This window comes from Psychroserpens sp. NJDZ02 (assembly GCF_004843725.1).
Taxonomy (GTDB): Bacteria; Bacteroidota; Bacteroidia; order Flavobacteriales; family Flavobacteriaceae; genus Olleya.
Genome location: NZ_CP039451.1, coordinates 4,132,464 through 4,155,474 on the forward strand (window position 1 = coordinate 4,132,464; position 23,011 = coordinate 4,155,474).

The window sequence follows — 23,011 nt, forward strand, 5'->3', positions numbered from 1 at the left end:
TTCCTTAATAATAGCATTCATAATGACTCTCATAAACACCTTTACTATCGTATTCAGTTATAATTAATTTATCCTCGTCATCATAATTGTATACACGCATATTGGACCATCCAAATGCTGTATTATTAAACACAATTTTATCTAATTTATCATTTTTGTAAGTGTAAGAGTACTTCCCATGATAAGGTATATCATCTTTACTATCCTTATACCGAACAATATATTCAATAGTTGCCATTCTATTTTTAATATAAGTAAAGTTATATTCTGTAATTAGATAAAAGCGATCAGGGATTGTGATTTTTTTTATACGAGAATTATCATCCCACTCGTAATAATATTTAAGATATCCCTTATCTACCATTGTTAATTGATTTTCCTCATTATATTCTAGATTAAAGGTCGAACGTATTTCTCCCTTAGCATCAGTATACTCTATCTTTGTAATTTTATTATATTTATTATAATAGAGCATGTAATTATATTTTTCACGTGTATTTTCAACCTTTATCTCTTTAGGAATAATAGTATCGGAATATTGATAAGTAACATTTTCCACTTCATAACAACCAGTTTCTATATTTTCTCCACCATAAAAATGACCATTACCCTTATAATCAGCATTTATTAAGCGACCAAAATCATCATAGTAATTGATATATCTTACCCTTTCGTTAAGAGGCTCATTGTTATTAACATACTCAATTTTAGAAAAAGAGCCTTTATCAATCCCTATAATTGTATGAGTAATAAAATCATACTCTCCAAGTTCGCATAGTCTTTGACTATACACATTTAAAAAGCTTAAGACTATTAAAAATTTTAAAAGTGATTTCATATATTTTTATTAGTTATGTAATTTACTAAAGTTCTTTTGGCGCAGAAGGTTGTGAATCCTTCAAGATTGGTCCAGAAGTTTTTATTGTACTAAGAGCTTTTTCATTATCAACCGGGTATAAGCCTAAATACGTTTCTTCCGCATTATAAACCTTTCTTTTACTAAAATTGTCTTGAATATTATCAACAACGTCAATATCTATATGTATTGTTGATTGAGACTCTCTTAAAATATTATCTTCATATACCTTAATTATATTGTCTAAAAATTCTTCTGCAGCCTGAGCCGTATTACGAGTTCCATATAATCCTTGATTGTCATAAATATATTTTTGACTTCTTGTTGAAAGATCAGATCTAACGTAATACTGAAGACCTGTACCAAGCGCCTCACAACCAACAGTATTAAAAAATAATGCTCCTACATGAAAAAACCGGTTTCCTCCAGGTAAAATATTACCATTTTTATCCGTATTACCTGCAATATCTGGATCATAAATCCTTAATCCATTATGTCCTCTACCGTTATAATTTTGCTTACCAGCATGAAATATTTCGGGTAATCTCAAATCGTACTTTTTTAAATTTTTAAAAACAGTTTCAATTCTTTTTTTATTTTTTTGAGAGTCTGCCATATTTTCATTATCCCCTTCACTATCATCATTTTTTCTTATTAAATAACCATGATATGATTTTGCTCTTGCAGGTGAAGAATTATCTGTATCACTAGATACAGATGTATAATAATAACACTTATTTCTAATAGTCATTTTAATAACACTTAATATAGTGGTACCATCATTATAAATTCTAACCATATGAATATGGATTCTTATTATATCACTCTCAACTTCTGGTAGTTCAAATTGAAGTATTTCATTTGGGTAATCTCTTAATGTTATTGTTCCCATAGTTAGTTTTGTTGTTGTTTAACAGCTTTTAGTTTAACCTTAGTAAAATTATCATTTAAGACAATATCCCGAATAATATCATCTTCCATCCATTCCCCATTGTACTCAAAATCTAGGGCGCTATTATCTAAATCTATATCCGAAATCTCACCCTGCGTATTTTCAGAATTAATAACAAGATAAATTTCTTGATTCTCTTTAATCGTTTTTTCTTCTATAATATTGTTCTCTAAATCTTCAATATGATAACTTAATAATTTAGGCTCAGCATTATCAAGAACAGTATCTTCCGCATTAGCCTCCAAATCTGTAACCTTCCAATACCACTCAAAGATCTTAACACCATCTTGCAACATTATTGCTGGAGACAGACGTAAAAACGATTGCATGGGTTGGCTGTTTATCCCATCAAATTTTTCTTGAAATTGTAAACAATAGACGTCTAAAAGCTCAATCTTTCTTGTTTTTCCAAATACAAACGATTGAGAAATTTCTATTTTCGCTTTTGACAACATATCGCCTGACGTCATCCATTCAAAAAATAGGGGATCCTTAATAGATTCGATGACAATATCAAACTGTCCTCCTGTGGTTGTTGCCGACGGATACCCGCTAGCACTAGATTTTTGGTTAAATTTAAAACCAAATTTTAAGACATTAAAAACCTTATCTTCTATATATAGTTTTGCTGAAATACTCATAGTTATATTTAATGAAGGCAAAATAAAGTTTTATCTTATAACTATCAATCTATTACCCATTTATTTATCAAAAAAAAAGCAAACCGTTCGGTTTGCTTTTAATATTATACGTTTTTCGCGGTTGCGACTTTAAATCTGCTATCTAAACATGCAAAGCACGGTCTCCAGTTGCTGCTAATGCTGCTTCCTTTACTGCTTCTGCAAATGTTGGATGCGCGTGTGACATACGCGAAATATCTTCCGCAGATGCTCTAAATTCCATAGCAGTTACTGCTTCTGCAATTAAATCAGCACAACGTGCTCCAATCATATGTACACCTAAAACTTCATCCGTTTTTTTGTCTGCTAATATTTTAACAAAACCATCTAAGTCTCCTCCTGCTCTAGCACGACCTAATGCTCTAAACGGGAATTGACCAACTTTATAATCTACACCAGCCTCTTTTAACTCCTCTTCAGTTTTACCAACTGCTGCAACTTCTGGCCATGTGTAAACGACACCAGGAATTAAGTTATAATCTATATGTGGTTTTTGACCTGCTAACGTTTCTGCAACAAAAACACCTTCTTCTTCTGCTTTGTGCGCTAACATTGCCCCTTTTACAACATCTCCAATAGCATAAATATTTGAGATGTTAGTTTGTAAATGATCGTTAACTTCAACTTGACCTCTATCCGTTAGTTTTACACCAGCTGCTTCTGCATTTAAACCATCTGTAAAAGGTTTACGTCCAACAGATACTAAACAGTAGTCTCCTTTAAACTCGACAACCTCACCTTTTTTGTTTTCAGCCTTAACAATTACCTCGTCACCTACACGCGCTACAGATTGTACTTTATGCGATAACATCATGTTAAATTTAGCCTTTTTAAAGACTTTATTCAATTCTTTAGACAAGGCTTTATCCATTGTAGGTAAGATTCTGTCTTGATACTCAATAACAGTCACCTCAGCCCCTAAACGTCTGTAGACTTGTCCTAACTCTAAACCAATAACACCACCACCAATCACAATCATGTGCTTAGGGATTTCTTTAAGTTTTAAAGCTTCAGTAGAGGTAATGATACGCTCTTTATCTAATGTAATAAATGGTAAACTAGAAGGCTTACTTCCTGTTGCAATAATCGTGTTTTTTGCTTCTATAACAGTCGTTTCTTCGCCTTCAATAGTAATATGTGTCGCATCTTTAAAACTACCCACACCTGTAAAAACATCGATGTTGTTTTTCTTCATTAAAAAGTCAACACCACCAGTTGTTTGATCTACAACTGCCTGCTTACGACCAATCATTTTTTCTAAATTGACTTTGATCTCTCCCGGAATTTCAATTCCATGCTCTTCAAAATGTTTTGTTGCTTCTTCATAGTGATGCGAAGACGCTAATAATGCTTTACTTGGGATACATCCAACATTAAGACATGTACCACCTAATGTTGAGTATTTTTCAATAATTGCAGTTTTCATTCCTAACTGTGCACAACGTATTGCTGCTACATATCCACCAGGACCAGAACCTATAATTGCTACATCGTATTGACTCATATTTTTATATTTTATTTCGCTTTCGCTGAAATTATTATTGTTAAAACCTAAAACAAAAGTACAATTTTGAATGATTATTTACTAACGACTTAATGCTAATTTTATAATAATTATGGACAAATGAAAACTGTATGTCGCAATACCCCATAAAGTCTAATTAAATATCTAAATTTACTTTTGCCCTTCAATATCTTCTAAAACCCATTGTAATTCTGGATCAATATTATTTAAACGATCTTGATAAGTTGGTGTTATTTTCACATCTGGTTTTACTCCATAACCATCAGTACTCATTTTTTGCTTAGTATCCATATATAACAATCCTATCCTTGCTTCTACTTTAGTATTAGGTAATATATACCTTTTCATTAATCCCGCAACAGTACCGTTATATGCACCACCAGTCTCTTCTCCAACAAAAGTAGCACGTTGCGCACCATGAAGTTTAGAAGATAATACTGATGATGAAGAAAATGAGTTACCATTAATTAGTACATATATTTTACCTTTAAAATTTAACGCTTTAGGCGCACTAACCTTTGCTTGTTTTAATCCATAATACAGTTTACCATCCTTTTTACTACTTTTAAAAAACTCTATAGGAGCTATAACAGGAGACAAAACACCTGCCAAAACTTTAACTCCAAAAGGTTTAGAGTTACTCATCATACTTTTTAGAAATGGCAATCTAGTTTTAGTTTCACTTTTATTAATAAACGTAAAATTTTGATCTGAAAGATATGAATATAAATAGGCAATTTCAGGTAGGCGTCCTCCAAAGTTATTTCTTAAATCAATAATTAATGTTTTGGTTTTTAGAGAATCTAACGTTGCAAAAGCATCATCATAAAAACGTTCATAATCACCTCTAGTAAAAGATTTAATTTTTAATAATGCTACGGTACTATCCTTGCCAACAAAATTTAAATTCCTATTATACCTTTTTACTTCAGGAAAAAAAGGTATTGCAGTATAGCCATATTTACTATTAAATTCGCTTAAAGCTTTAGCTTCTGTTTTTTTAGCTTTACGCTCCGATTTTGTTAGTTTTATTTTGTCTTTTTTTACAATTGCTAATCTCTCTTTTGTATCTAAACCTAACGCCATACTATCTTTAGTATTAAGTCTTTTATATTTTTTTATAAAAGTAGAATCTGATGTTTTTAAGGTCAAAGAAATACTATCAAAACGTCCCTTATCATTGGTGTAATAATTCAAAAAACGCTTACCTACCACTCTATTATGGAATGTTGTATTGTAACCATCTGAAGCAATAATACGTTTGTATTTTTTTATTAATTTTTGAGGTGTCTCATTTTCAATTTTTAAAACTTCGGCATTAATCAAAACAGAATCCTGGCCTAAGGCATCTACAATAAAAAGGGCATCATCTAGGTATTCAAACTCTAAAAAATGGAGACCAAACTTTAAAGTATTAAGTTTATCTCTTTCTTTTTTAGTATATCTTTTTGACGGCGGTGTTATAGAGAAGTGTCCTTGACCAACATACTTTGTAACCTCTGCTAATTGCTTATAAAACGTACGACTATCCATTGGTGTAGTAATCGCCATTTTTAAACTATCAAACTTAAAATCTAAAGTTTCTTTTGAATTAAATTGGTATAAATGTGGATGATTACGTTTTAACTGATTGTAAATTGCGTCAATATCAGCATGTAAATCCTGTACAGCGTGTTGTTTGGTGACTTGCAGATTATAGGTCTCTATACTATTACAAGAGACTAACAATAATATAATACTCAGGTAACTAAACAACTTTCTCATAAGACTAGCGATTTTAAATGATTGTATCTATTTATAAAGACGTAAAAAAAGAAGAAAGGGTTGCTTTGATTTGTGATTATTTTTTAATTAAAAAAATCAGACAAAACTAAATTAGACTAAACTAGTCTTCTTTTTAATATTTTTATTCAACACAAATCATGTGCCATTTATAAAATAGGGATCGCTGTGGTACTTTTTACTTCGCTAATTACAAACATACTATGCGTACTGCCGATATGATTAATATTGGTCAGCTTTTCGACCATAAATTCTCTAAAAGCTTCCATATCCTTAACCATAACTTTTAAAAGGTAATCATAGTCTCCGCTAATATGATGACACTCTAACACTTCTGTCAAATTAGTCACCTCTTTTTCAAACTGAACCACATACGCTTGAATATGTTGTGACAACTTAATGTGACAAAAGGCTACAAAGCTTTTTTCGACTTTCTCCTTTTTAACCAAAGCCACATACTTATTGATAACACCGTTATTTTCTAACTTTTTAATGCGCTCAAAAACTGCTGTTACAGACAGATTAAGTTTATTGGAGAGTTCTTTATTAGTTTGTTTACTATCATTTTGTAGTAATTGCAGGATTTTTCTGTCTATTGCATCAAAGGTCATAATCGAAAAATTTTCAGTGTAATTAGATTAATTTCAAATATACATAATTTATTTTCCGTAAAAACAAAGAATTATAGTTTTATATCCCTAATAAACAAACAAGTATTGATTATTAATCTAATAATTCTGATATTTGATATAATAAATACTAAAACCAAACTTATGTCATTTAAACCAGCAGACAACATTCAGGACTTACAATATTTTGGAGAATTTGGAGGTGTAAACCCCTCTATTTCAGACTCATCTACTTATACTTTTTTGAAAGCAAAAACCATGTTTGATACTTTTGAAGGTAATACAGATGGTTGCTATTTATACTCTAGACACTCTACTCCTTCTAACCTTTATTTAGGCGAAGCATTAGCTGCTATGGAAGGTACAGAAAGTGCAAATGTTGCAGGATCAGGAATGGGCGCTATTACACCTACTTTATTACAGCTTTGTGGCGCTGGAGATCATATTGTATCTAGCCGAACGATTTACGGAGGGACTTATGCTTTTTTAAAGAATTTTACACCTAGAATGAATATCCAAACGTCTTTTGTGGATATTACTAAACTAGACGTTGTAGAAGCTGCGATTACTAAAAACACAAAAGTATTGTATTGCGAGTCTGTTAGTAACCCTTTATTAGAAGTTGCTGACATTAGAGGTTTAGCTGCTTTAGCTAAAAAACACAATCTGACGTTGGTTGTGGACAATACGTTTTCTCCTTTATCAATTTCACCCGCACAATTAGGTGCAGATATAGTAATACATAGTTTAACTAAATTTATTAATGGTTCATCAGACACTATGGGAGGTGTTGTTTGTGGTACTGCTGAATTTGTAAATTCGCTTAAAAGTGTTATTGATGGTGCTAGTATGTTACTTGGTGCTTCAATGGATAGTTTACGCTCATCTTCTATATTAAAAAATATGAGAACGCTACATATTAGAATGAAGCAACACAGTAAAAACGCATCTTATTTAGCAGACAAATTTGAAAACTTAGGTGTAAAAACGGTATATCCTGGATTAGCTTCTCACCCCTCTCATGACGTTTTTAAATCGATGATGAACGAAGCCTATGGTTTTGGAGGAATGCTAACCATTGACGCAGGCTCTTTGGACAAAGCAAATGCCTTAATGGAATTAATGCAAGAAAAAAACGTAGGTTACTTAGCGGTAAGTTTAGGGTTTTACAAAACGTTATTTAGTGCTCCTGGAACCTCTACCTCTTCTGAGATCCCTCAAGACGAACAAGCTGAAATGGGACTAAGTGAAGGTCTAATAAGATTTTCTATTGGATTGGATGACGATATAGAACGTACCTTTAACATGATTAAAGCATGCATGATTGAAGTTGGTGTTTTACAAGTAGAAATGGCATAACCAAAATAATTTACACAATAAAAAAGCCTGAACATTTATACTATTCAGGCTTTTTGTTTTTATATAATTCAAACTATTTCTGTAAAAGCACTTCTATCTTAAGAAGTCTTTCTTCTAAACTCTTTATTTTTTCATCTTGAGATTCTATAACAGCATCCTGAGATTTTATCTTTTTATTTAATTGCGTAATGTATAAAAATTGCTCTTCTAATTTTTCTAATGAAAATAAAGACAATTCACTTAAATCAACTATAAACCCATTATTTTTAATTTCTTGGTAAAAAAGTCTCAAACAGAAAAACTACGGTTTTAATAACCATCACTATATCAACACTTTAAACTCCAACTGTAAAAAACCTCGCAACATTTACAATACAACTAAAAATTATACTCCAAATTACCCCATTAACAATGCTATATTATCTGTTTTTTTAATTCAAGTTTATTACTCAAAAGTTACTACTTCTACCCTATTGTATTGTCAATTACAGTTAACCCACTAGTTTACAGCACACAAATCCATTTGCATAGCTTCTTCTAAAATCGTAACATTACATATCCAAAAAAACTAACTAAATGCAAGACGACAATCTTTCGGAAATAGACATCCAAGATCAAACCATTATAGACAATAAAGAACTTAACATTTGGGAAGCATTAATACCGGTTGTTTTGTTAATGTGTATGCTAGCTTACAACATATTTGTAGCAGATGGAGAAGCCTTAGGCGGTTATTCTAATCAGTTTATTTTATTAATTGCAGCTGCTATTGCTGCTATTTTAGGCTTTTTTAATAAAGTGAACTATAAGTTAATGTTAAAAGAAATCTGGGAAAACCTGCAAAGTGTATTTGTTCCTATCATGATTTTGTTTCTGGTGGGTGCTTTAGCCGGAACTTGGCTAATTAGTGGTGTTATACCAGCTATGGTATACTATGGGTTGCAAGTATTAACTCCGTCCATATTTTTACCCGCTTCTGTAGTGATATGTGCTGTTATATCCATCGCCACAGGAAGTTCTTGGACCACTTCTGCAACTGTTGGGATTGCCTTAATTGGGATTGGTACAGCTTTAGGAATTAGTCCAGGTATGATTGCCGGTGCAGTAATCTCTGGTGCATACTTTGGGGATAAAATGTCACCTTTAAGTGATACTACAAATTTAGCGCCTGCTATGGCTGGTACAGATTTATTTACGCATATTAAATATATGAGTATTACTACTATCCCTACCGTTATTATCACACTAATAGCCTTTTCTATTATGAGTATGAGTATTGAATCGACTGGTACTTCTGACACCTCTTTTATTTTAGGAACCATTGATCAATACTTCAATATTACACCACTACTATTTTTAGTCCCAGTCGCTGTAGTCGTTTTAATTCTTTTTAAAGTTAAACCTTTAGCCGCATTAGTCTCCGGTGTGTTATTGGCTGCTATATTTGCGTTTGTCTTTCAACCTAAACTTATTGAAAACATAACCGATTCTTCTACTAAAACAGTTGTGACATCTATATTAACAGATACTAATGTCGAAATTGATAATACAGCATACCTAGCTAATCTATCTGCCGCAGATATAGAAAAAGTAAACTCTGACCCTGAGCTTAAAAATCTATTTTCAGACGACGATTTAAAAGGTGTGCATACCCTTCAAAGTCTTCAAAACTTTTTAGCTCCAGATTATAAGGATGCTTCGCTAGTTAAAGCTAAAGCTGAAAACTTAGAAAAATTAATAACCATCAAACGATTAAAAAAGCTATTTAGTGCTGGAGGGATGAATGGTATGTTATGGACAATCCTACTAATATGTTGTGCCATGGTTTTTGGTGGTACCATGGATGCTATTGGTGCCTTGTCGCGCATTACAAAAGAACTTTTAAAACTAGCAACTACCGTATTTGGACTTTTTGCCAGTACAGTCATTAGTTGTTTAGGATTAAATGCAATTGCATCAGATCAATACCTAGCTTTAGTTATACCAGGTAAAATGTTTAAAAAAGCATACCAAGATAAAGGACTTGCTCCAGAAAACTTAAGTCGTACCTTAGAAGATTCTGGAACCGTAACCTCTGTACTTATCCCATGGAATACTTGTGGTGCTTATCAATCTGGTGTTTTAGGTGTTGGTGTTGGAGAGTATTTTGTCTATGCTATTTTTAACTGGCTAAGCCCATTTACCACATTATTTTTTGCTGCGCTTAATATTAAGATCAGACAACTAAAAGATAAATAACTGTAAATTATCACCTTCACATTTTACTATAGTTAAAATTTATAGCCTAATAAGATTTAAAAATTTTATTAGGCTTGTTTTTTTAATATACTACAGTATTTTTGTAGAAGAAAAACAATGTATTAATTATAAAATTTTAAACCAATGGCAATAGTAGGAAAACAATTTCCAGATTTAAATGTGGATGCAATGAACGAAATGGGTGACACCTTTAAAGTTAACGTTCTTGAAGAAGCGAAAAAAAACAATAAAAAAGTAGTATTATTCTGGTACCCTAAAGATTTTACTTTTGTTTGCCCAACAGAACTGCACGCTTTTCAAGCTGCTAAAGCAGAATTCGAAAAAAGAAATACAATCGTAATTGGTGCCTCTTGTGATACGCCAGAAGTACACTTTGCATGGTTAAACACGCCAAAAAACAATGGTGGAATTGAAGGTGTAACTTACCCAATATTAGCAGATAGTAACCGTAACTTATCTAGCATTTTAGGTATCTTAGATATCCAAAATGAAACTTACGACGAAGAAACTGGAACGGTTCAAGTTGAAGGAGACAATGTGACTTACAGAGCAACTTATATTATTGATGAAGAAGGTGTTGTACAACACGAAAGTATCAACAATATGCCTTTAGGTAGAAACGTTGGAGAATACTTACGTTTAGTAGATGCTTTAACGCACGTACAAGAAAAAGGTGAAGTTTGTCCAGCAAACTGGGAAGAAGGAAAAGACGCTATGTCTGCAGATGCAAAAGGAACTGCAGCTTATTTAGCTTCACACTAAAAAACAAATATTATGTTACAAGAATTAAGTCAAGACAATTTATCAGAAATTATTGCTGCTAACGATACTGTAGTAGTACAATATTCTGCAACGTGGTGTGGTAACTGTCGTATTATGAAACCAAAGGTTAAGAAATTAGCTGGCGAGTTAGAAAATATAACATTTGTTATCGCTGATGCGGAAAAATTTCCAGAATCAAGACAATTAGCTACAGTAGATAACTTACCAACATTTGCGACTTTTAAAGACGGAAAATTTGTAAATCAAACACAGACTAACAAATTTGACGTTTTAAAAGAATTAGTTGACGAAGTAGCATAGTAACCATTTTTCGCTGTAGCGAAATTAAAAAATAATTTTATCAATGAAACTACCAGTAATAAAACACTTAACACAATTTATAGAAGACAATGACGAAGACTATATCGTTGAAACCATTGAAACTCTAGAAGCCTTAACCGAAGTACCTTCTCTTAAAGATGAAGAACTAGACGTTATTGGAGAATTAATCTCTAATATGTATGGTGCTATTGAAGTTAATAAAATGATTAAAGACGGTGCTACTAAAAAGGATGCCGTTAACAATTTTATGAAACGTGTTTTAGGTTCTATTGATAAATAGAAATAAGAAAAAGAAAAATTACCTGTACTAAAAAACCACTTTGCAATAGCAAGGTGGTTTTTTTTTATTTATAATATGCCTAATATTTTAAAATTCAACTATGCCAATGTAACGGTTACAAAAGGAGCCAAATTTAACTTTATAATTCTAGTTTTTAGTGTTACTTTTAACACTAATGAAAAACTTGCTACACTACATTCAAACTAGATGTGAGATATCAACTTCTGATATCCATTTAATTAAGACGCATTTTATTAGTAAAAATGTACCTGCACAAACCAAACTATTAGAAGCAGGAAAAATTGAACGTTATGTTTATTTTTTAAGTAAAGGTATTGTAAAAGGCTATCAGAATATAGACGGTAAAATAGTCGTACAGCATTTAGTACAAGCCCATGATTTTTTCACCTCTTTAGACAGTTTCATTAGCCAAACCCCTGCTGCTGATTATTACGAAACAATTACCGATTGTGAGCTTATAAAAATTTCTAAATTAGATTACGACTTACTACAAACACAATCCTCCTTCTGGAATGATTTTATAAAAACGGTTACCAACGAGCATCTAAACTGTAAATTAGAACGCGTTAAAGATTTTCAGACATTAACAGCAAAAGCACGTTATTTAAAGTTTCTAAATCAGCAACCTCACCTAGCACTAAACGTTTCTGTAGATACCATAGCATCATTTTTAGGCATGGAACCGCAATCCTTAAGCCGTATTAGAAAACAAATCACTTTCTAACAAATGTTATTTTTACACACTTAATTACCACAGACCTTTGCGCAAACAAAAACATATAAAACATGAGCAAAGAGATTTCATTAGTAACTGGAGGAAATGGTCATTTAGGTAATAATCTGATCCGTTTATTACTTTCTAAAAACCTAGAGGTAAGAACAACGGTTAGAGACCTCAATAACATGACGCCTTTTAAAGATTTAGATTGCGAAGTTGTACAAGCTGACCTATTAGATAAAACGTCTTTAAAAAAAGCGTTTGAAGGCGTTACACATGTATATGCAGTCGCAGCAAATTTTAGCATGTGGGCCAAAAACCCTAAAGTTGAAATTTACGATAATAACATGCAAGGCACACAAAATGTATTTGACATGGCTAAGACCTGTGGTATTAAAAACATAGTATACGTCAGCTCTGTCGCGTCTTTAGACTTTAGCTCCCTTCCTGCAAACGTCGATAATGGTTATAATAAAGATCGCAGAAACTGGTATTATAATTCTAAAAATGACTCTGATAAATTAGCTTTAGAATTAGGTAAAAAGTATAGTATAAGAACGGTCTTAGTTTTACCATCTGCAATGGTTGGAAATCAAGCGTACAAACTTAGCTATTCTAACAATTTAGTATATCAAATTTTAAATGGACAAATACCTATAGACACCAACGTCACCTTAAACTGGGTAGATGTCAAAGATGTTGCTTTTGGTACTTATCAAGCCCTGTTAAAAGGCAAAAACAACACGCGCTATATTCTTTCAAATCCAACACATACAACTTTACAAGACAGCGTAAAAATAGCGGCTAATCTATATCCCGAATTAAAATTAAAAACACCAAAAAAGGTACCTAAATGGGTATTATACACTGTAGCAGAATTGATGGAATTTAGTAGTAAAATCACAAATAAAGAACCGTTATTACAACGTCACTATCTAGACATGTTTTATGGCTTAAAACAAGATTATGACATCTCCAATTCACAACAAGAATTAGGTTTCAATCCTAAACCGTCAAAACAAGTATTAGAAGAAGCGCTTAACTACCTAAAAAATGATTGGACGACCAATTAAACTAATGATTATTGACTTTTAGAATTTATTCTAAAATATAATGACATTACTATTAAAAATCCACTTTGTAATAGCAAGGTGGATTTTTTTGTTTAAATTGAAAACCAACACTGTAAAACAGGTCCAATACTTCTGTTTATCAACAGTTATATTCCATAAAAAAAATACTAATTTGACACTAAATTAAAACAGAATGAACAAAAAATTTATCCCATCAGTAACAACACTCTTCACGCTTGGTCTTTTTCTCACGGTCAATAGTTGCAAAGAAGAGGCGAAACAACCTGTTATTACCCCAGTCGAAAAAGAAGTCACTCCCAAGACTGTTTACGCCAGTGATGTCATCCCCTTTTTTGAGCACTGGAAATTAATCCTAGGTGACGGCTCCAATGCTGGTATTGCCACTAATTTTGAGAACAAAGACTTCTTTTACACTACAAACGATAGTGCTGGTGAATGGGTTGTTTTTAAAGCGCCCAATGGTGGAGATACACACGGTACTTCAAATAATACTAGAACAGAATTAGCACAAATTAAAAAATGGTATCCTAAAACCGCTAATGATAAATTATCAGCCACACTTAAAGTAATGAATGTCTCTGCTACAGGTGATGCTCGTGTTGCTGCCTCTCATGCTGTCGTGGTAGGTCAAATCCACAGTGCTGACAAGCATGAAAACGAACCCTTAAAAATATTTTACAAAAAGTATCCTGGTCAGACTAAAGGCTCTGTATTCTGGCATTACGAAATTAATACCGCAGGTGATGATAACTCTGGACGATGGGATTATTCTTCTGCTGTTTGGGGTAATGACTTTTCTGTCGTGGGTACCGAAGAAAACACGTATCCAGAAGAACCTAAAGACGGTATTGCGCTAGGCGAAGAGTTTAGTTATACCGTTGAAGTCAAAGAGGGAATCATGAACCTAACATTTACTAGTGAAGGACATGAGCCAAAAACATTTACTAAAAACTTAATCGCATCAGAATACACGACTAAAGCAGATATACCAGAGCAAACACAAAAATTATTTGTGCCAATTGGTCAAGATGGTGTAGAACGTCCAACAGCTTATACTGGCGAAGGTTGTTTCTTTAAGCTTGGTGCTTATAATCAAACCAACGGTAAATCCCCAGAAATTAATAAAAATTGGTGTTCTGGCGCAGAAACACATGGCGGTGATATTAAAAAGCAATATGCCGATGGTAATTACGCAGAAGTGTGGTTTAAAACAGGAAGTATCTCTGTAAGTGATGCTGCTGTCTCTAACGATGGGTATTTTGCTAAAAATGATTAAAAAATAAACGATTAACAAAAAACATCCCTATTTAAAAACCACTTTGCGAAAGCAAGGTGGTTTTTTTATTGAATTGACACTATAATTTTCTCTAATATTAAACTAACTTAGTAACCTTTATACTTGATTCATTAATAGGAAGAATCATACCTACTATATAATAGCCCTATTCAAAATAAAATCATGAAAAAACAACTATTACTAACATTCGTATTACTTCAGTCTTTAATTGGTGTATCACAAGTTATTTATAGCGATCAATTTAATGAAGGAATCAATAACTGCTCCTCCTCTTCCTCGTTATCATCTTCAATTAATAACGATAATCTACAAATAGTAGGAGACGGTACTGCTAATGATTGGGCTAGCTTAGGCTATTCGTTTCATAACTCTGGAAGCAGTACAATTATAAATGCGGCCTCAAATCCAAAATTATATATCAAAATTAAAGCTGAAAACAATCCGCAGGTTAGAATAGATTTAAAAGACACCAATGGCTATGTAACAAGCCTAACCCCTTCTGCAATTACAACAAATGCCAATTATCAAATCATTGAGATTGATTACAATGCCAAACTTGAAGATGGCGGATATGGTAGTTCTTGTGCTTCCGCTCCATGCGCTGTTGATGCTTCACAATTATCAGGAATTGTACTTTATTTCAATCCAGGTACAGGACAATACAATGGAACCGTAGCTATAGAATGGTTATCTATTGGAGAACCATTGGAGCAAATAACCGATTATGATGTTAGATACAATCAGTTGGGCTATTTTGTAGGGAGAAACAAAATTATTAATATCGCCTCTTTAAACAATTTTTCACCTAAAAACTTTACTATATTAAATGATAATAACGTAATTGTTTTGAGTGGTGTTACAAACACACCAGACTACTGGGATGATTCGGGTGAATATATAGCAAAGGTAGATCTCACATCAATGGATACCCCAGGGACTTACACCTTCCAAACAGATGAGATAGAGGTTTTATTTAATATAGGAGTAGATATCTATGAATCCATATCTGAAGCATCTTTGAAGTATTTCTATTATAACAGAGCTTCCACATCAATATCATCTACTTATGGAGGTGAATATGCTAGAAACATAGGACATGAAGATACTCAAATCTATGTTCATAGTTCCGCTGCTTCTCCAACACGACCTACAGGAACAATAATCTCTTCTCCAAAAGGATGGTATGATGCAGGTGACTACAACAAATACATTGTTAATAGTGGTGTTTCTACTTACACCCTTTTAGCTGCATTTGAACATTATGAGTCCTATTATACATCAAAAGCATTCAATATTCCTGAAACAGGTAATAACTTACCAGATATATTAGATGAAATTAAATGGAATTTAGACTGGATGTTAACCATGCAAGAACCTTCAGATGGTGGTGTTTACCATAAACTTACGACTTTAAATTTTTCTGGTACTCAAATGCCTGAAGATTCAAATTCAGATAGATATGTAGTACAAAAAAGTACGGCTGCCACATTAAATTTTGCTGCCGTAATGGCTATGGCTTCAAGAATCTATTCAAATTTTGACACAGAAATACCAGGCTATAGTGCAACGTTGTTAAATGCTGCGCAGGAAGCCTACACTTGGGCTATAGCAAACCCAAACATTCTGTTTTCTAACCCTGATGATGTTTCTACAGGAGAATATGGAGATTACGATATTAGTGACGAGTTTCAATGGGCAGCTGTGGAGTTATTTATCACAACTAGTGATGTACAATACAAAAATGACATCAATTTAAGCACCATAGGTAATGGTTATCCAAGTTGGCAATATGCAGATCCTTCAGCCTTAATTTCAATAATGTTTCATGAAGCATTGTTGTCTCCAGACATTGATACAAACACAGCTAGTAACTTATTATTAAGCTTTGCTGATGATTTAAAAACAACAGTTGAATCTTCTGTAATGAATACTACTATGGGACACTATAATTGGGATTATACTTGGGGTAGTAACAGTACTGCTGCCAATCAAGTTTTAATTCTAATTAGAGGATACGAAATAACCAATGACCAATCTTACTTAGATGCTGCCTACACAGCGATGGATTATTTATTAGGCAGAAATGGAACAGGTTATTGCTATGTTACTGGTTTTGGAGAAAAGTCAACATCGGATCCTCATCACAGAATTTCTGAAGCCGATGGAATCATCAATCCAATACCTGGTATGTTAGCTGGGGGACCTCATACAGGCCAACAAGATGCCTCGGGCTGTAGCGAAGCTTACCCAAGTAACTTCAATGCCGCTTCATATTTAGACAACTCGTGTTCTTATGCCTCTAATGAAGTAGCTATAAACTGGAATGCCCCCTTAGCTTACACCCTTAATGCATTACAATATTATCAAAATAAAAACGACAACACTTTAAGTACTACTGGGTTTAATAACCAAAAAGAAACCATCCGTATGTATCCAAATCCTACCAATAATGGGATTATAAGTTTCAGTACAAATGAAGCTGTTAATTACATTAAAGTTTTTGACCTAAACGGAAAACAAATTATTACAATTAACGCCATAACAAACAACACTATTGATCTAGGTAATATTAAACAAGGTTTATACTTTATAAACTTTTATACTTCCGAAGGTGTTTTTTATAAAAAATTAATAAAAAACTAAATTTTCACCAATCGTCTTTTAACCCACCTAATAATTATAGTTTGATTTAATCAGCTTAAAAACTATCAAAAATATAATTTAGCACATCTTAATAAAATAAAAAAAACCGCCATTAAGGCGGTTTTTAATCTCTGTAAAACGGGTTAAACTAACCTATTCAAAATCACAATCTTTACCTAAGCTCTCAAACTTAGCTAACTCTTCGATTAAACCGTTATTTACTTTATCAAAAACTTCGTAAGCAATTTTACCTAAAGGTAAATGTACTGGAGCTTCTTCTAATTGCGCTAATTTGTATATAGCCTGTGCAGCTTTTTCAGGATTTCCTGGTTGGTTTCCGCTTAAAGCTTGTAAACCTCTTATACGTTCTCCTACAGTACTTTCGTAATCTTCAATCTCTGTATTATCGTAAGCTGCAGAACTACCCGCCCATTCTGTTCTAAATGGTCCTGGTTCTACATTAGTTACTTTAATGTTTAATGGTTTTAATTCAGCTGCTAAAGCTTCACCAATACCTTCTAAAGCAAATTTAGAACCATTGTAGATTCCTAAACCTTGAGATCCAATACGACCTGCAATAGATGTAATATTTATAATATGTCCAGAACGTTGTTTACGCATTTCAGGTAATACCGCTCTGATGGTCGTCAAAACACCAAAAACGTTAACTTCAAATTGTCTTCTTACTTCTTCGTCAGAAATTTCTTCGACACTCCCCATAATACCATAACCAGCATTATTTACAACGACATCGATTTTTCCAAATTTATCAAAAACAGTTTTGATACCTTCGATAATCATTTCTGTAGAAGCAACATCTATAAGTACTCCAAAAGAATTCCCTGGGTTTTCATTGTTAAATGCTTCTACTTGGTCTTGTTTTCTAAAAGTCCCTACCACGATTTGTCCTTGTGATAATACTTCTTTAGCTAACTGTTTACCTAATCCTGATGATACACCAGTAATAAACCATACTTTTTTGTCTTTACTCATTTTTTGTTATATTGAAATGTTTTGTAAGTAATTGAAATGTTTTTTTGCAAAATTACTAAAATTTTACTATCCCTTTGGTCTTAAAAGTACTATAATGATGTTAAATCTATGTAAAATGATAGGTTTAGTTTATTTTATACTTTTCAAATGTAATAGACAGTAAAACTATTGTTTTAAATGAAGCTTGATATTACCAGATTTTTCAACTATTTTCGTTTCACTTGCACTATAATTTATTAAAATATAATCATATTTGCTAAAGACGGTAACCAAATGAACATAGATAATAGCAAACCCCAAATTGAGAAACAGAAACAATCAACATCAGAATTAGTATCTGCGACCAAATCAGAGTCGGATAACAATCTGCAGAAACCAACTAAACGTATCAGGAAACCTGCTACTGAAGCCCAATTAAGTAATCCGTTTCACGGGGTAAAATTAGTGCAAGTATTAGAGCGTCTAGTAGCACATTATGGTTGGGATTATCTTGGGGAGCAGGTTAACATTAGATGTTTTATATATAATCCTACCATGAAATCAAGTCTTGGTTTTTTAAGAAAAACCACTTGGGCGAGAGAGCATGTAGAGGACCTATATTTAGATATGTTAGATAAAAAAAAAGCAGAAGAAAAAACTAAGCCTAAAATGTAGTCGTATTTAGCAGCTACTTTGCACCTTTTTATTTTCTTGTTTTCTTATTATCGCTTAACCTTTACTTTATTAAAATAATACTATTCTAAAACAATTACAGATTATAGCCATTAGCCTAGAGAAATATAAGGAGGTTAAAGATTATAATGTCATTACTATTATTGCAGCTTAACATTGCGACACCAAAATACCCTCCTATTTATATGAAAATTATAAAACTAATAAAAATGTTGTTATTTACACTAATAACAATGATTAACATGTATTCCGCTCTTGCTCAAGATCAAAATATGACTAAAACCATAGACTCCCTTAAAGCCTTAGGCAAAACGACTTTAATACAAAAAGCGATTACTATTCTTGATACTAAATACCCAGAATTACAAATAGAATCTAAAGATTATAAAATTACCGCTTGGTCAAACAGTAAGGACATCTTAATTAATTTTCAAAGCCTAATACAATTTTCGCCTTTAGGTAATGAAACCACTTTTGATTACAATCTTATTGTTAATTTAATAACTAACGACGTCAATAATTTTGATCTCTTTGGCACTGACCGCTTCTATGTGCCAACAACAAAAGAACGTAAAACTATAAACAAAGTAAAAGAATTGGTCGACTTCCAATCTGACTTTATCAACGAAGTAAAAGAAACTGAAAAGACCTATCGCATATACAGTAGCAACGACTCCTATTTTTATAGCTACGAGATAGACAAAATAACTGGAGAGAAATTATTAGACACAGAGATACAGGGCAATTGGGAACCTGATCCTGACCTGGACGACCATAAATCAAATCCTGATCCATTATTAGAAATGGACTAAAAGCACTCCATTTGTAGTCAATTACAAAAAAGTAAGCAACTTTTATCCCTTTACTATTTTTACATTTAACGTTGGCGCTAATTAACATGTGACCACCTAAAACACATTACTGATGAAATATAAAATACAAGTACTATTAATTTCACTATTATATATTCCATGTATATACAGTCAAAACCCTTGTTTTGATGAAGAAACAATTAAAGTTTATAAAGAATCAAAAAAAGAAGACCATAAAGAATCTTTAGAATGGCTTTTTAAAGCCTCAAAAGTTAATCACGGTCATGCAATCCATCAACTAGGCCTGTATTATGTTCAAGGCAGTAATCTTGACTACAAAAAGGCATATGCCTATTTTGAGAAATCGGCATATCTTGGTATTCATAATTCTATGAGAAGTTTAGGTATTATGAATGAAGATGGTGAAGGTAGAGAAATTGATTTTGTTAAGGCTTATGCTTGGTATCGACTTGCTGGAGATTTTATACCAACACATTGGGATGAATGGTATATGCCAAGATCAAAAATAAGAATGTTTAAAAGTATGGCTCCAAAATTGGCAAATAAAATGACCGAAAAAGAAATCAGATCTGGAGACAAACTTTATAATAAAATCAAATCTAAAATTAATTGTAACTTTAATTCGTGGTTAGAAGAATCTGATTATTTTATTGAGAAAAAAAAACCTGAACAAGATATAAAAATACCTAATAGTCAATTACAAGAAATAATTGAACTAGCGTTAAACCTACCTGAATTACAGATGTATTATCATATTGATCAGGCACCTAAAAGACTACCTCTAAAAATTAAAGAGTTTGATAAGATTAATGAAAAAAACTTAAAGGGAATTAAAATGTTTGGAAAAAACATTCTCTTTTTAAAAGACAGAGAAATAAAAGAAAAAAGAATATCCGATTACATTACCGTGAGTAAATGGACTTATTCCAAAAACAAATTAAACCTTATATTAAAATATCCGATTGAAGGTATTATAATAATTTACAATTTAGAACGAAAAGATTTAGAATGGACCATTGTTTCTTCACAAATAAGAGAGTCGAAGTCTCAGTAAATAAAAAAACTATTTCAACTTCCTGTAAAATTAGTTGCTGTTTTTAGTTAATTTGTTAAAGTCCTCTTAGAGTTTCTAGCTGTCATTTACTTACTACACTAAAACAAGTAACCAATTTCACACCAAATATTGGGTGTTATTAAAAAAAATCACTTCTTTTAAATAAATAAATTGAAAGAACTTTATAATTTTAAATACAATGAAAAATATAATTTTATATCAAAAAAAAAGCATTAATATTCACGCTTCTTTCATTTTATTAGCTTTCATGGTTTTTCCCTTTCTTGGTCTAAATTTACTTATAGAAAAATCAAGTTATTCGAATACTTTTTTGAGAAGTGATATTACTTTTTACATCTCTAATTCTATACTTATTATTTTGACATTAGCTTTAATTATAAAAATATATTTAATTAAAATACCTATTCTCATTGTAGGTGAAAACGATTTCAAGGTCTCACAATTTGTTTCATTTATTAGTAGATATATAACGATTGGTAATTTATTTAAACTTTTAAGAAACAATTTGAGGTACAGAAAAATAGAATACACTGATATTATAATATTTGAAAAAATAAATAAATCTGGCGATGACATCATACAAGTCAAGTATACAACAAGGCACAAAATTGAAAGTTTTGATACAGGATTAAGTTTACTGAATAAATCTAGTATTGCAACATTCAAAAAAACTTTAAAAATAAAACAGACTGAATTAGAAAAGAATTTTAAGATTTATAATTTTTAAATAATTCAAGCAAATAAACTACACTCAGCGAATCCTATAAATAATACAGATCTTAGTGTTTAACAAAAAGCCACTGTGTACTTATAAAGTCTGCTGTTTTTTTTACTTTAGCTAACCGCTAAACTAAAATCCTACGGACTTTCCATTCCTAAACTAAAAAGAGGTAAACGGTGTAAGCAAACTGATAAAACCATAATTATACTTAGAATTCCAAACGTGTGCCATCTACCAAGCATTCTGTAGCGATTTTTAAAAGCATGTCTAATTTAGTTTAGTATTTATAATATTTTTCTCTCTTAAAAGTACATAACAACATAAAGTAATAAGTACTTTAGAATCCACACTCTTTGTTTGCTTTTAAACCTCCCCTATTTTCGATTAATCAGTTAGCAAAAACAGAGTCGTTTTGCTTTAATTGAAACTTGAGTTTGATTCTTTTTAAACTAACTTCGTTTAGCTTGTAATATCATTTATTACAGGGGCATAATATTCACTTTCCATTAGCCATAATTACAAAAAAAACAGAAACTTCATAAAACTAACCGAATACTAAATAGAGAAGACACAACAGAATACGTTTAATACTTTACTCTAGAAAACACAGAATTTTAAACTATTTTAGATCTTACTTTATTTTATTTAAAGTAAACTCATTTTTAAAGAAGAGCACCTCAAAAATTTATATGACATTGTTGGTATAAAAAAGAATGTATTTTTTACTTATTTTTAACAAAATATAAGTAGTATTGCTCTTGTTAATTATTTTACAGTCAAAATAAGCCGAAAAGGACTTTAAAAGGGAGTAAGCAAAATATTTTTAAATTAAGTAAAATGAAAAAAGTACTAATTACAATATGCTTAGGAGCACTATTTTTAACCTCTTGTGGTGGTGGAAATGACATGGCGTCTGATGCTAAAAAAATGGCTGATCTTACTTGCAAAATGACAAAAACAATGGCAGCGGATCCTACAAAAGCAAGTGAATTAACAAAGGAAATCACAGATTTTTCTTTAGAAACAACTAAGAAATACAACACTGCTGAAGATATCAAAGCTTTTGCTGAAGCTTTAGCAAAAGAAATGGAGAACTGTAAATAATTTAAAACATCTAAAGTTTTAGGTAATTTGTTCTTTACATACCAAGCTCTTCTGATTTAAGTCACAAGAGCTTGATATATTTAAATAAAACTACTAGTTTTATTTACTAAGTCTCACTCCCGAGACATCTATCACGCAAACCAGTCTAGAGACATCTACTCTCTGACCCGTTTTTTAAAAGCGTGTCTAATTTAGTTTAGTATTTTCACATATCTTTAAGTCTTACAAACATTTCAGTGACATTAATTGTCTTTAAATCCACACTATTTTCGTTTAATCAGTAAGCACAAGCCAAGTCACTGTATTTTAATTAAAAATTAACTCTGTTCATTTTTCAAACGAACTTAATTTAACTTAGAATATAATTTATTATTTGAGTATTATTTTGGCGTTACATTAAACGATCCAATAAAA

The 23,011-nt window shown here is 31.8% G+C and carries 22 protein-coding genes; 14 read left to right on the forward strand and 8 right to left on the reverse strand.

The features are described 5' to 3' along the window. Positions 1–4 precede the first annotated feature (4 nt). The 6 genes from E9099_RS18215 to E9099_RS18240 form a co-directional block, all read right to left on the reverse strand. Positions 5–838 (reverse strand): hypothetical protein, encoded by an 834-nt coding sequence (locus tag E9099_RS18215; protein ID WP_136584933.1) that lies wholly within the window; start codon positions 836–838, stop codon positions 5–7. A 25-nt stretch (positions 839–863) separates the two neighbouring features. Beyond that, a complete protein-coding gene (locus E9099_RS18220; protein ID WP_136584934.1) occupies positions 864–1,748 on the reverse strand; it encodes a hypothetical protein in 885 nt (294 codons plus the stop codon). Between the two features lie 2 nt (positions 1,749–1,750). Then, on the reverse strand, positions 1,751–2,449 hold the full coding sequence (tssD, locus tag E9099_RS18225) for a type VI secretion system tube protein TssD (protein ID WP_136584935.1): 699 nt from the start codon (positions 2,447–2,449) through the stop codon (positions 1,751–1,753). 142 nt (positions 2,450–2,591) lie between these two features. Then, a complete protein-coding gene (gene lpdA / locus E9099_RS18230) occupies positions 2,592–3,992 on the reverse strand; it encodes a dihydrolipoyl dehydrogenase (RefSeq protein ID WP_136584936.1) in 1,401 nt (466 codons plus the stop codon). Positions 3,993–4,163: 171 nt separating this feature from the next. Continuing rightward, complete coding sequence (locus tag E9099_RS18235; RefSeq protein ID WP_136584937.1) at positions 4,164–5,777, reverse strand: S41 family peptidase; 1,614 nt, start codon at positions 5,775–5,777, stop codon at positions 4,164–4,166. Positions 5,778–5,944: 167 nt separating this feature from the next. Continuing rightward, positions 5,945–6,406: an Lrp/AsnC family transcriptional regulator gene (locus E9099_RS18240; protein ID WP_136584938.1), complete on the reverse strand. Its 462-nt coding sequence runs from the start codon at positions 6,404–6,406 to the stop codon at positions 5,945–5,947. 162 nt (positions 6,407–6,568) lie between these two features. Between E9099_RS18240 and E9099_RS18245 the strand changes: the two genes are divergently transcribed. Beyond that, positions 6,569–7,783, forward strand: a complete 1,215-nt coding sequence (locus E9099_RS18245) for an aminotransferase class I/II-fold pyridoxal phosphate-dependent enzyme (protein WP_136584939.1) — start codon at positions 6,569–6,571, stop codon at positions 7,781–7,783. A 73-nt stretch (positions 7,784–7,856) separates the two neighbouring features. Here the strand turns inward: E9099_RS18245 and E9099_RS18250 are convergent, their stop codons facing one another. Beyond that, a complete protein-coding gene (locus tag E9099_RS18250; RefSeq protein WP_136584940.1) occupies positions 7,857–8,075 on the reverse strand; it encodes a hypothetical protein in 219 nt (72 codons plus the stop codon). 284 nt (positions 8,076–8,359) lie between these two features. Here E9099_RS18250 and E9099_RS18255 point away from each other — a divergent pair, with 284 nt between their 5' ends. The 8 genes from E9099_RS18255 to E9099_RS18290 all read left to right on the forward strand — a co-directional run bounded on the left by E9099_RS18255 (position 8,360) and on the right by E9099_RS18290 (position 17,199). Next, positions 8,360–10,021, forward strand: coding sequence for a Na+/H+ antiporter NhaC family protein (locus E9099_RS18255; protein WP_136584941.1), 1,662 nt, complete (start codon positions 8,360–8,362; stop codon positions 10,019–10,021). A gap of 144 nt (positions 10,022–10,165) precedes the next feature. Continuing rightward, complete coding sequence (locus E9099_RS18260) at positions 10,166–10,804, forward strand: peroxiredoxin (protein ID WP_136584942.1); 639 nt, start codon at positions 10,166–10,168, stop codon at positions 10,802–10,804. A gap of 12 nt (positions 10,805–10,816) precedes the next feature. Beyond that, complete coding sequence (locus E9099_RS18265) at positions 10,817–11,125, forward strand: thioredoxin family protein (protein ID WP_136584943.1); 309 nt, start codon at positions 10,817–10,819, stop codon at positions 11,123–11,125. Positions 11,126–11,168: 43 nt separating this feature from the next. After that, complete coding sequence (locus E9099_RS18270) at positions 11,169–11,426, forward strand: DUF6952 family protein (protein ID WP_101018310.1); 258 nt, start codon at positions 11,169–11,171, stop codon at positions 11,424–11,426. A gap of 175 nt (positions 11,427–11,601) precedes the next feature. Beyond that, positions 11,602–12,171, forward strand: a complete 570-nt coding sequence (locus E9099_RS18275; RefSeq protein WP_136584944.1) for a Crp/Fnr family transcriptional regulator — start codon at positions 11,602–11,604, stop codon at positions 12,169–12,171. A gap of 62 nt (positions 12,172–12,233) precedes the next feature. Next, entirely contained in the window at positions 12,234–13,238 is a 1,005-nt protein-coding gene (locus E9099_RS18280) for an NAD-dependent epimerase/dehydratase family protein (RefSeq protein WP_136584945.1), read from the forward strand. Positions 13,239–13,431: 193 nt separating this feature from the next. Next, a complete protein-coding gene (locus E9099_RS18285) occupies positions 13,432–14,535 on the forward strand; it encodes a polysaccharide lyase family 7 protein (protein WP_136584946.1) in 1,104 nt (367 codons plus the stop codon). Between the two features lie 183 nt (positions 14,536–14,718). Further along, on the forward strand, positions 14,719–17,199 hold the full coding sequence (locus tag E9099_RS18290) for a glycoside hydrolase family 9 protein (RefSeq protein WP_136584947.1): 2,481 nt from the start codon (positions 14,719–14,721) through the stop codon (positions 17,197–17,199). Positions 17,200–17,352: 153 nt separating this feature from the next. On the opposite strand, the gene E9099_RS18295 is transcribed toward E9099_RS18290, so the two are convergent. Beyond that, complete coding sequence (locus tag E9099_RS18295; protein ID WP_136584948.1) at positions 17,353–18,192, reverse strand: oxidoreductase; 840 nt, start codon at positions 18,190–18,192, stop codon at positions 17,353–17,355. Positions 18,193–18,465: 273 nt separating this feature from the next. On the opposite strand from E9099_RS18295, the gene E9099_RS18300 reads away from it, so the two are divergent. The 5 genes from E9099_RS18300 to E9099_RS18320 all read left to right on the forward strand — a co-directional run bounded on the left by E9099_RS18300 (position 18,466) and on the right by E9099_RS18320 (position 22,597). Then, a complete protein-coding gene (locus tag E9099_RS18300) occupies positions 18,466–18,846 on the forward strand; it encodes a VF530 family DNA-binding protein (RefSeq protein WP_136584949.1) in 381 nt (126 codons plus the stop codon). A 203-nt stretch (positions 18,847–19,049) separates the two neighbouring features. After that, positions 19,050–19,676 (forward strand): hypothetical protein, encoded by a 627-nt coding sequence (locus E9099_RS18305; protein ID WP_205961008.1) that lies wholly within the window; start codon positions 19,050–19,052, stop codon positions 19,674–19,676. Positions 19,677–19,788: 112 nt separating this feature from the next. Next, positions 19,789–20,751, forward strand: a complete 963-nt coding sequence (locus E9099_RS18310; protein WP_136584951.1) for a tetratricopeptide repeat protein — start codon at positions 19,789–19,791, stop codon at positions 20,749–20,751. A 199-nt stretch (positions 20,752–20,950) separates the two neighbouring features. Then, the gene (locus tag E9099_RS18315; protein ID WP_136584952.1) at positions 20,951–21,499 is read left to right on the forward strand and encodes a hypothetical protein; all 549 of its coding nucleotides are present in this window, start codon (positions 20,951–20,953) and stop codon (positions 21,497–21,499) included. Between the two features lie 831 nt (positions 21,500–22,330). After that, positions 22,331–22,597 carry a hypothetical protein gene (locus E9099_RS18320; RefSeq protein ID WP_136584953.1) on the forward strand — a complete coding sequence of 89 codons (267 nt, stop codon included), beginning with the start codon at positions 22,331–22,333 and terminating at the stop codon, positions 22,595–22,597. The last annotated feature ends 414 nt before the right edge of the window (positions 22,598–23,011 follow it).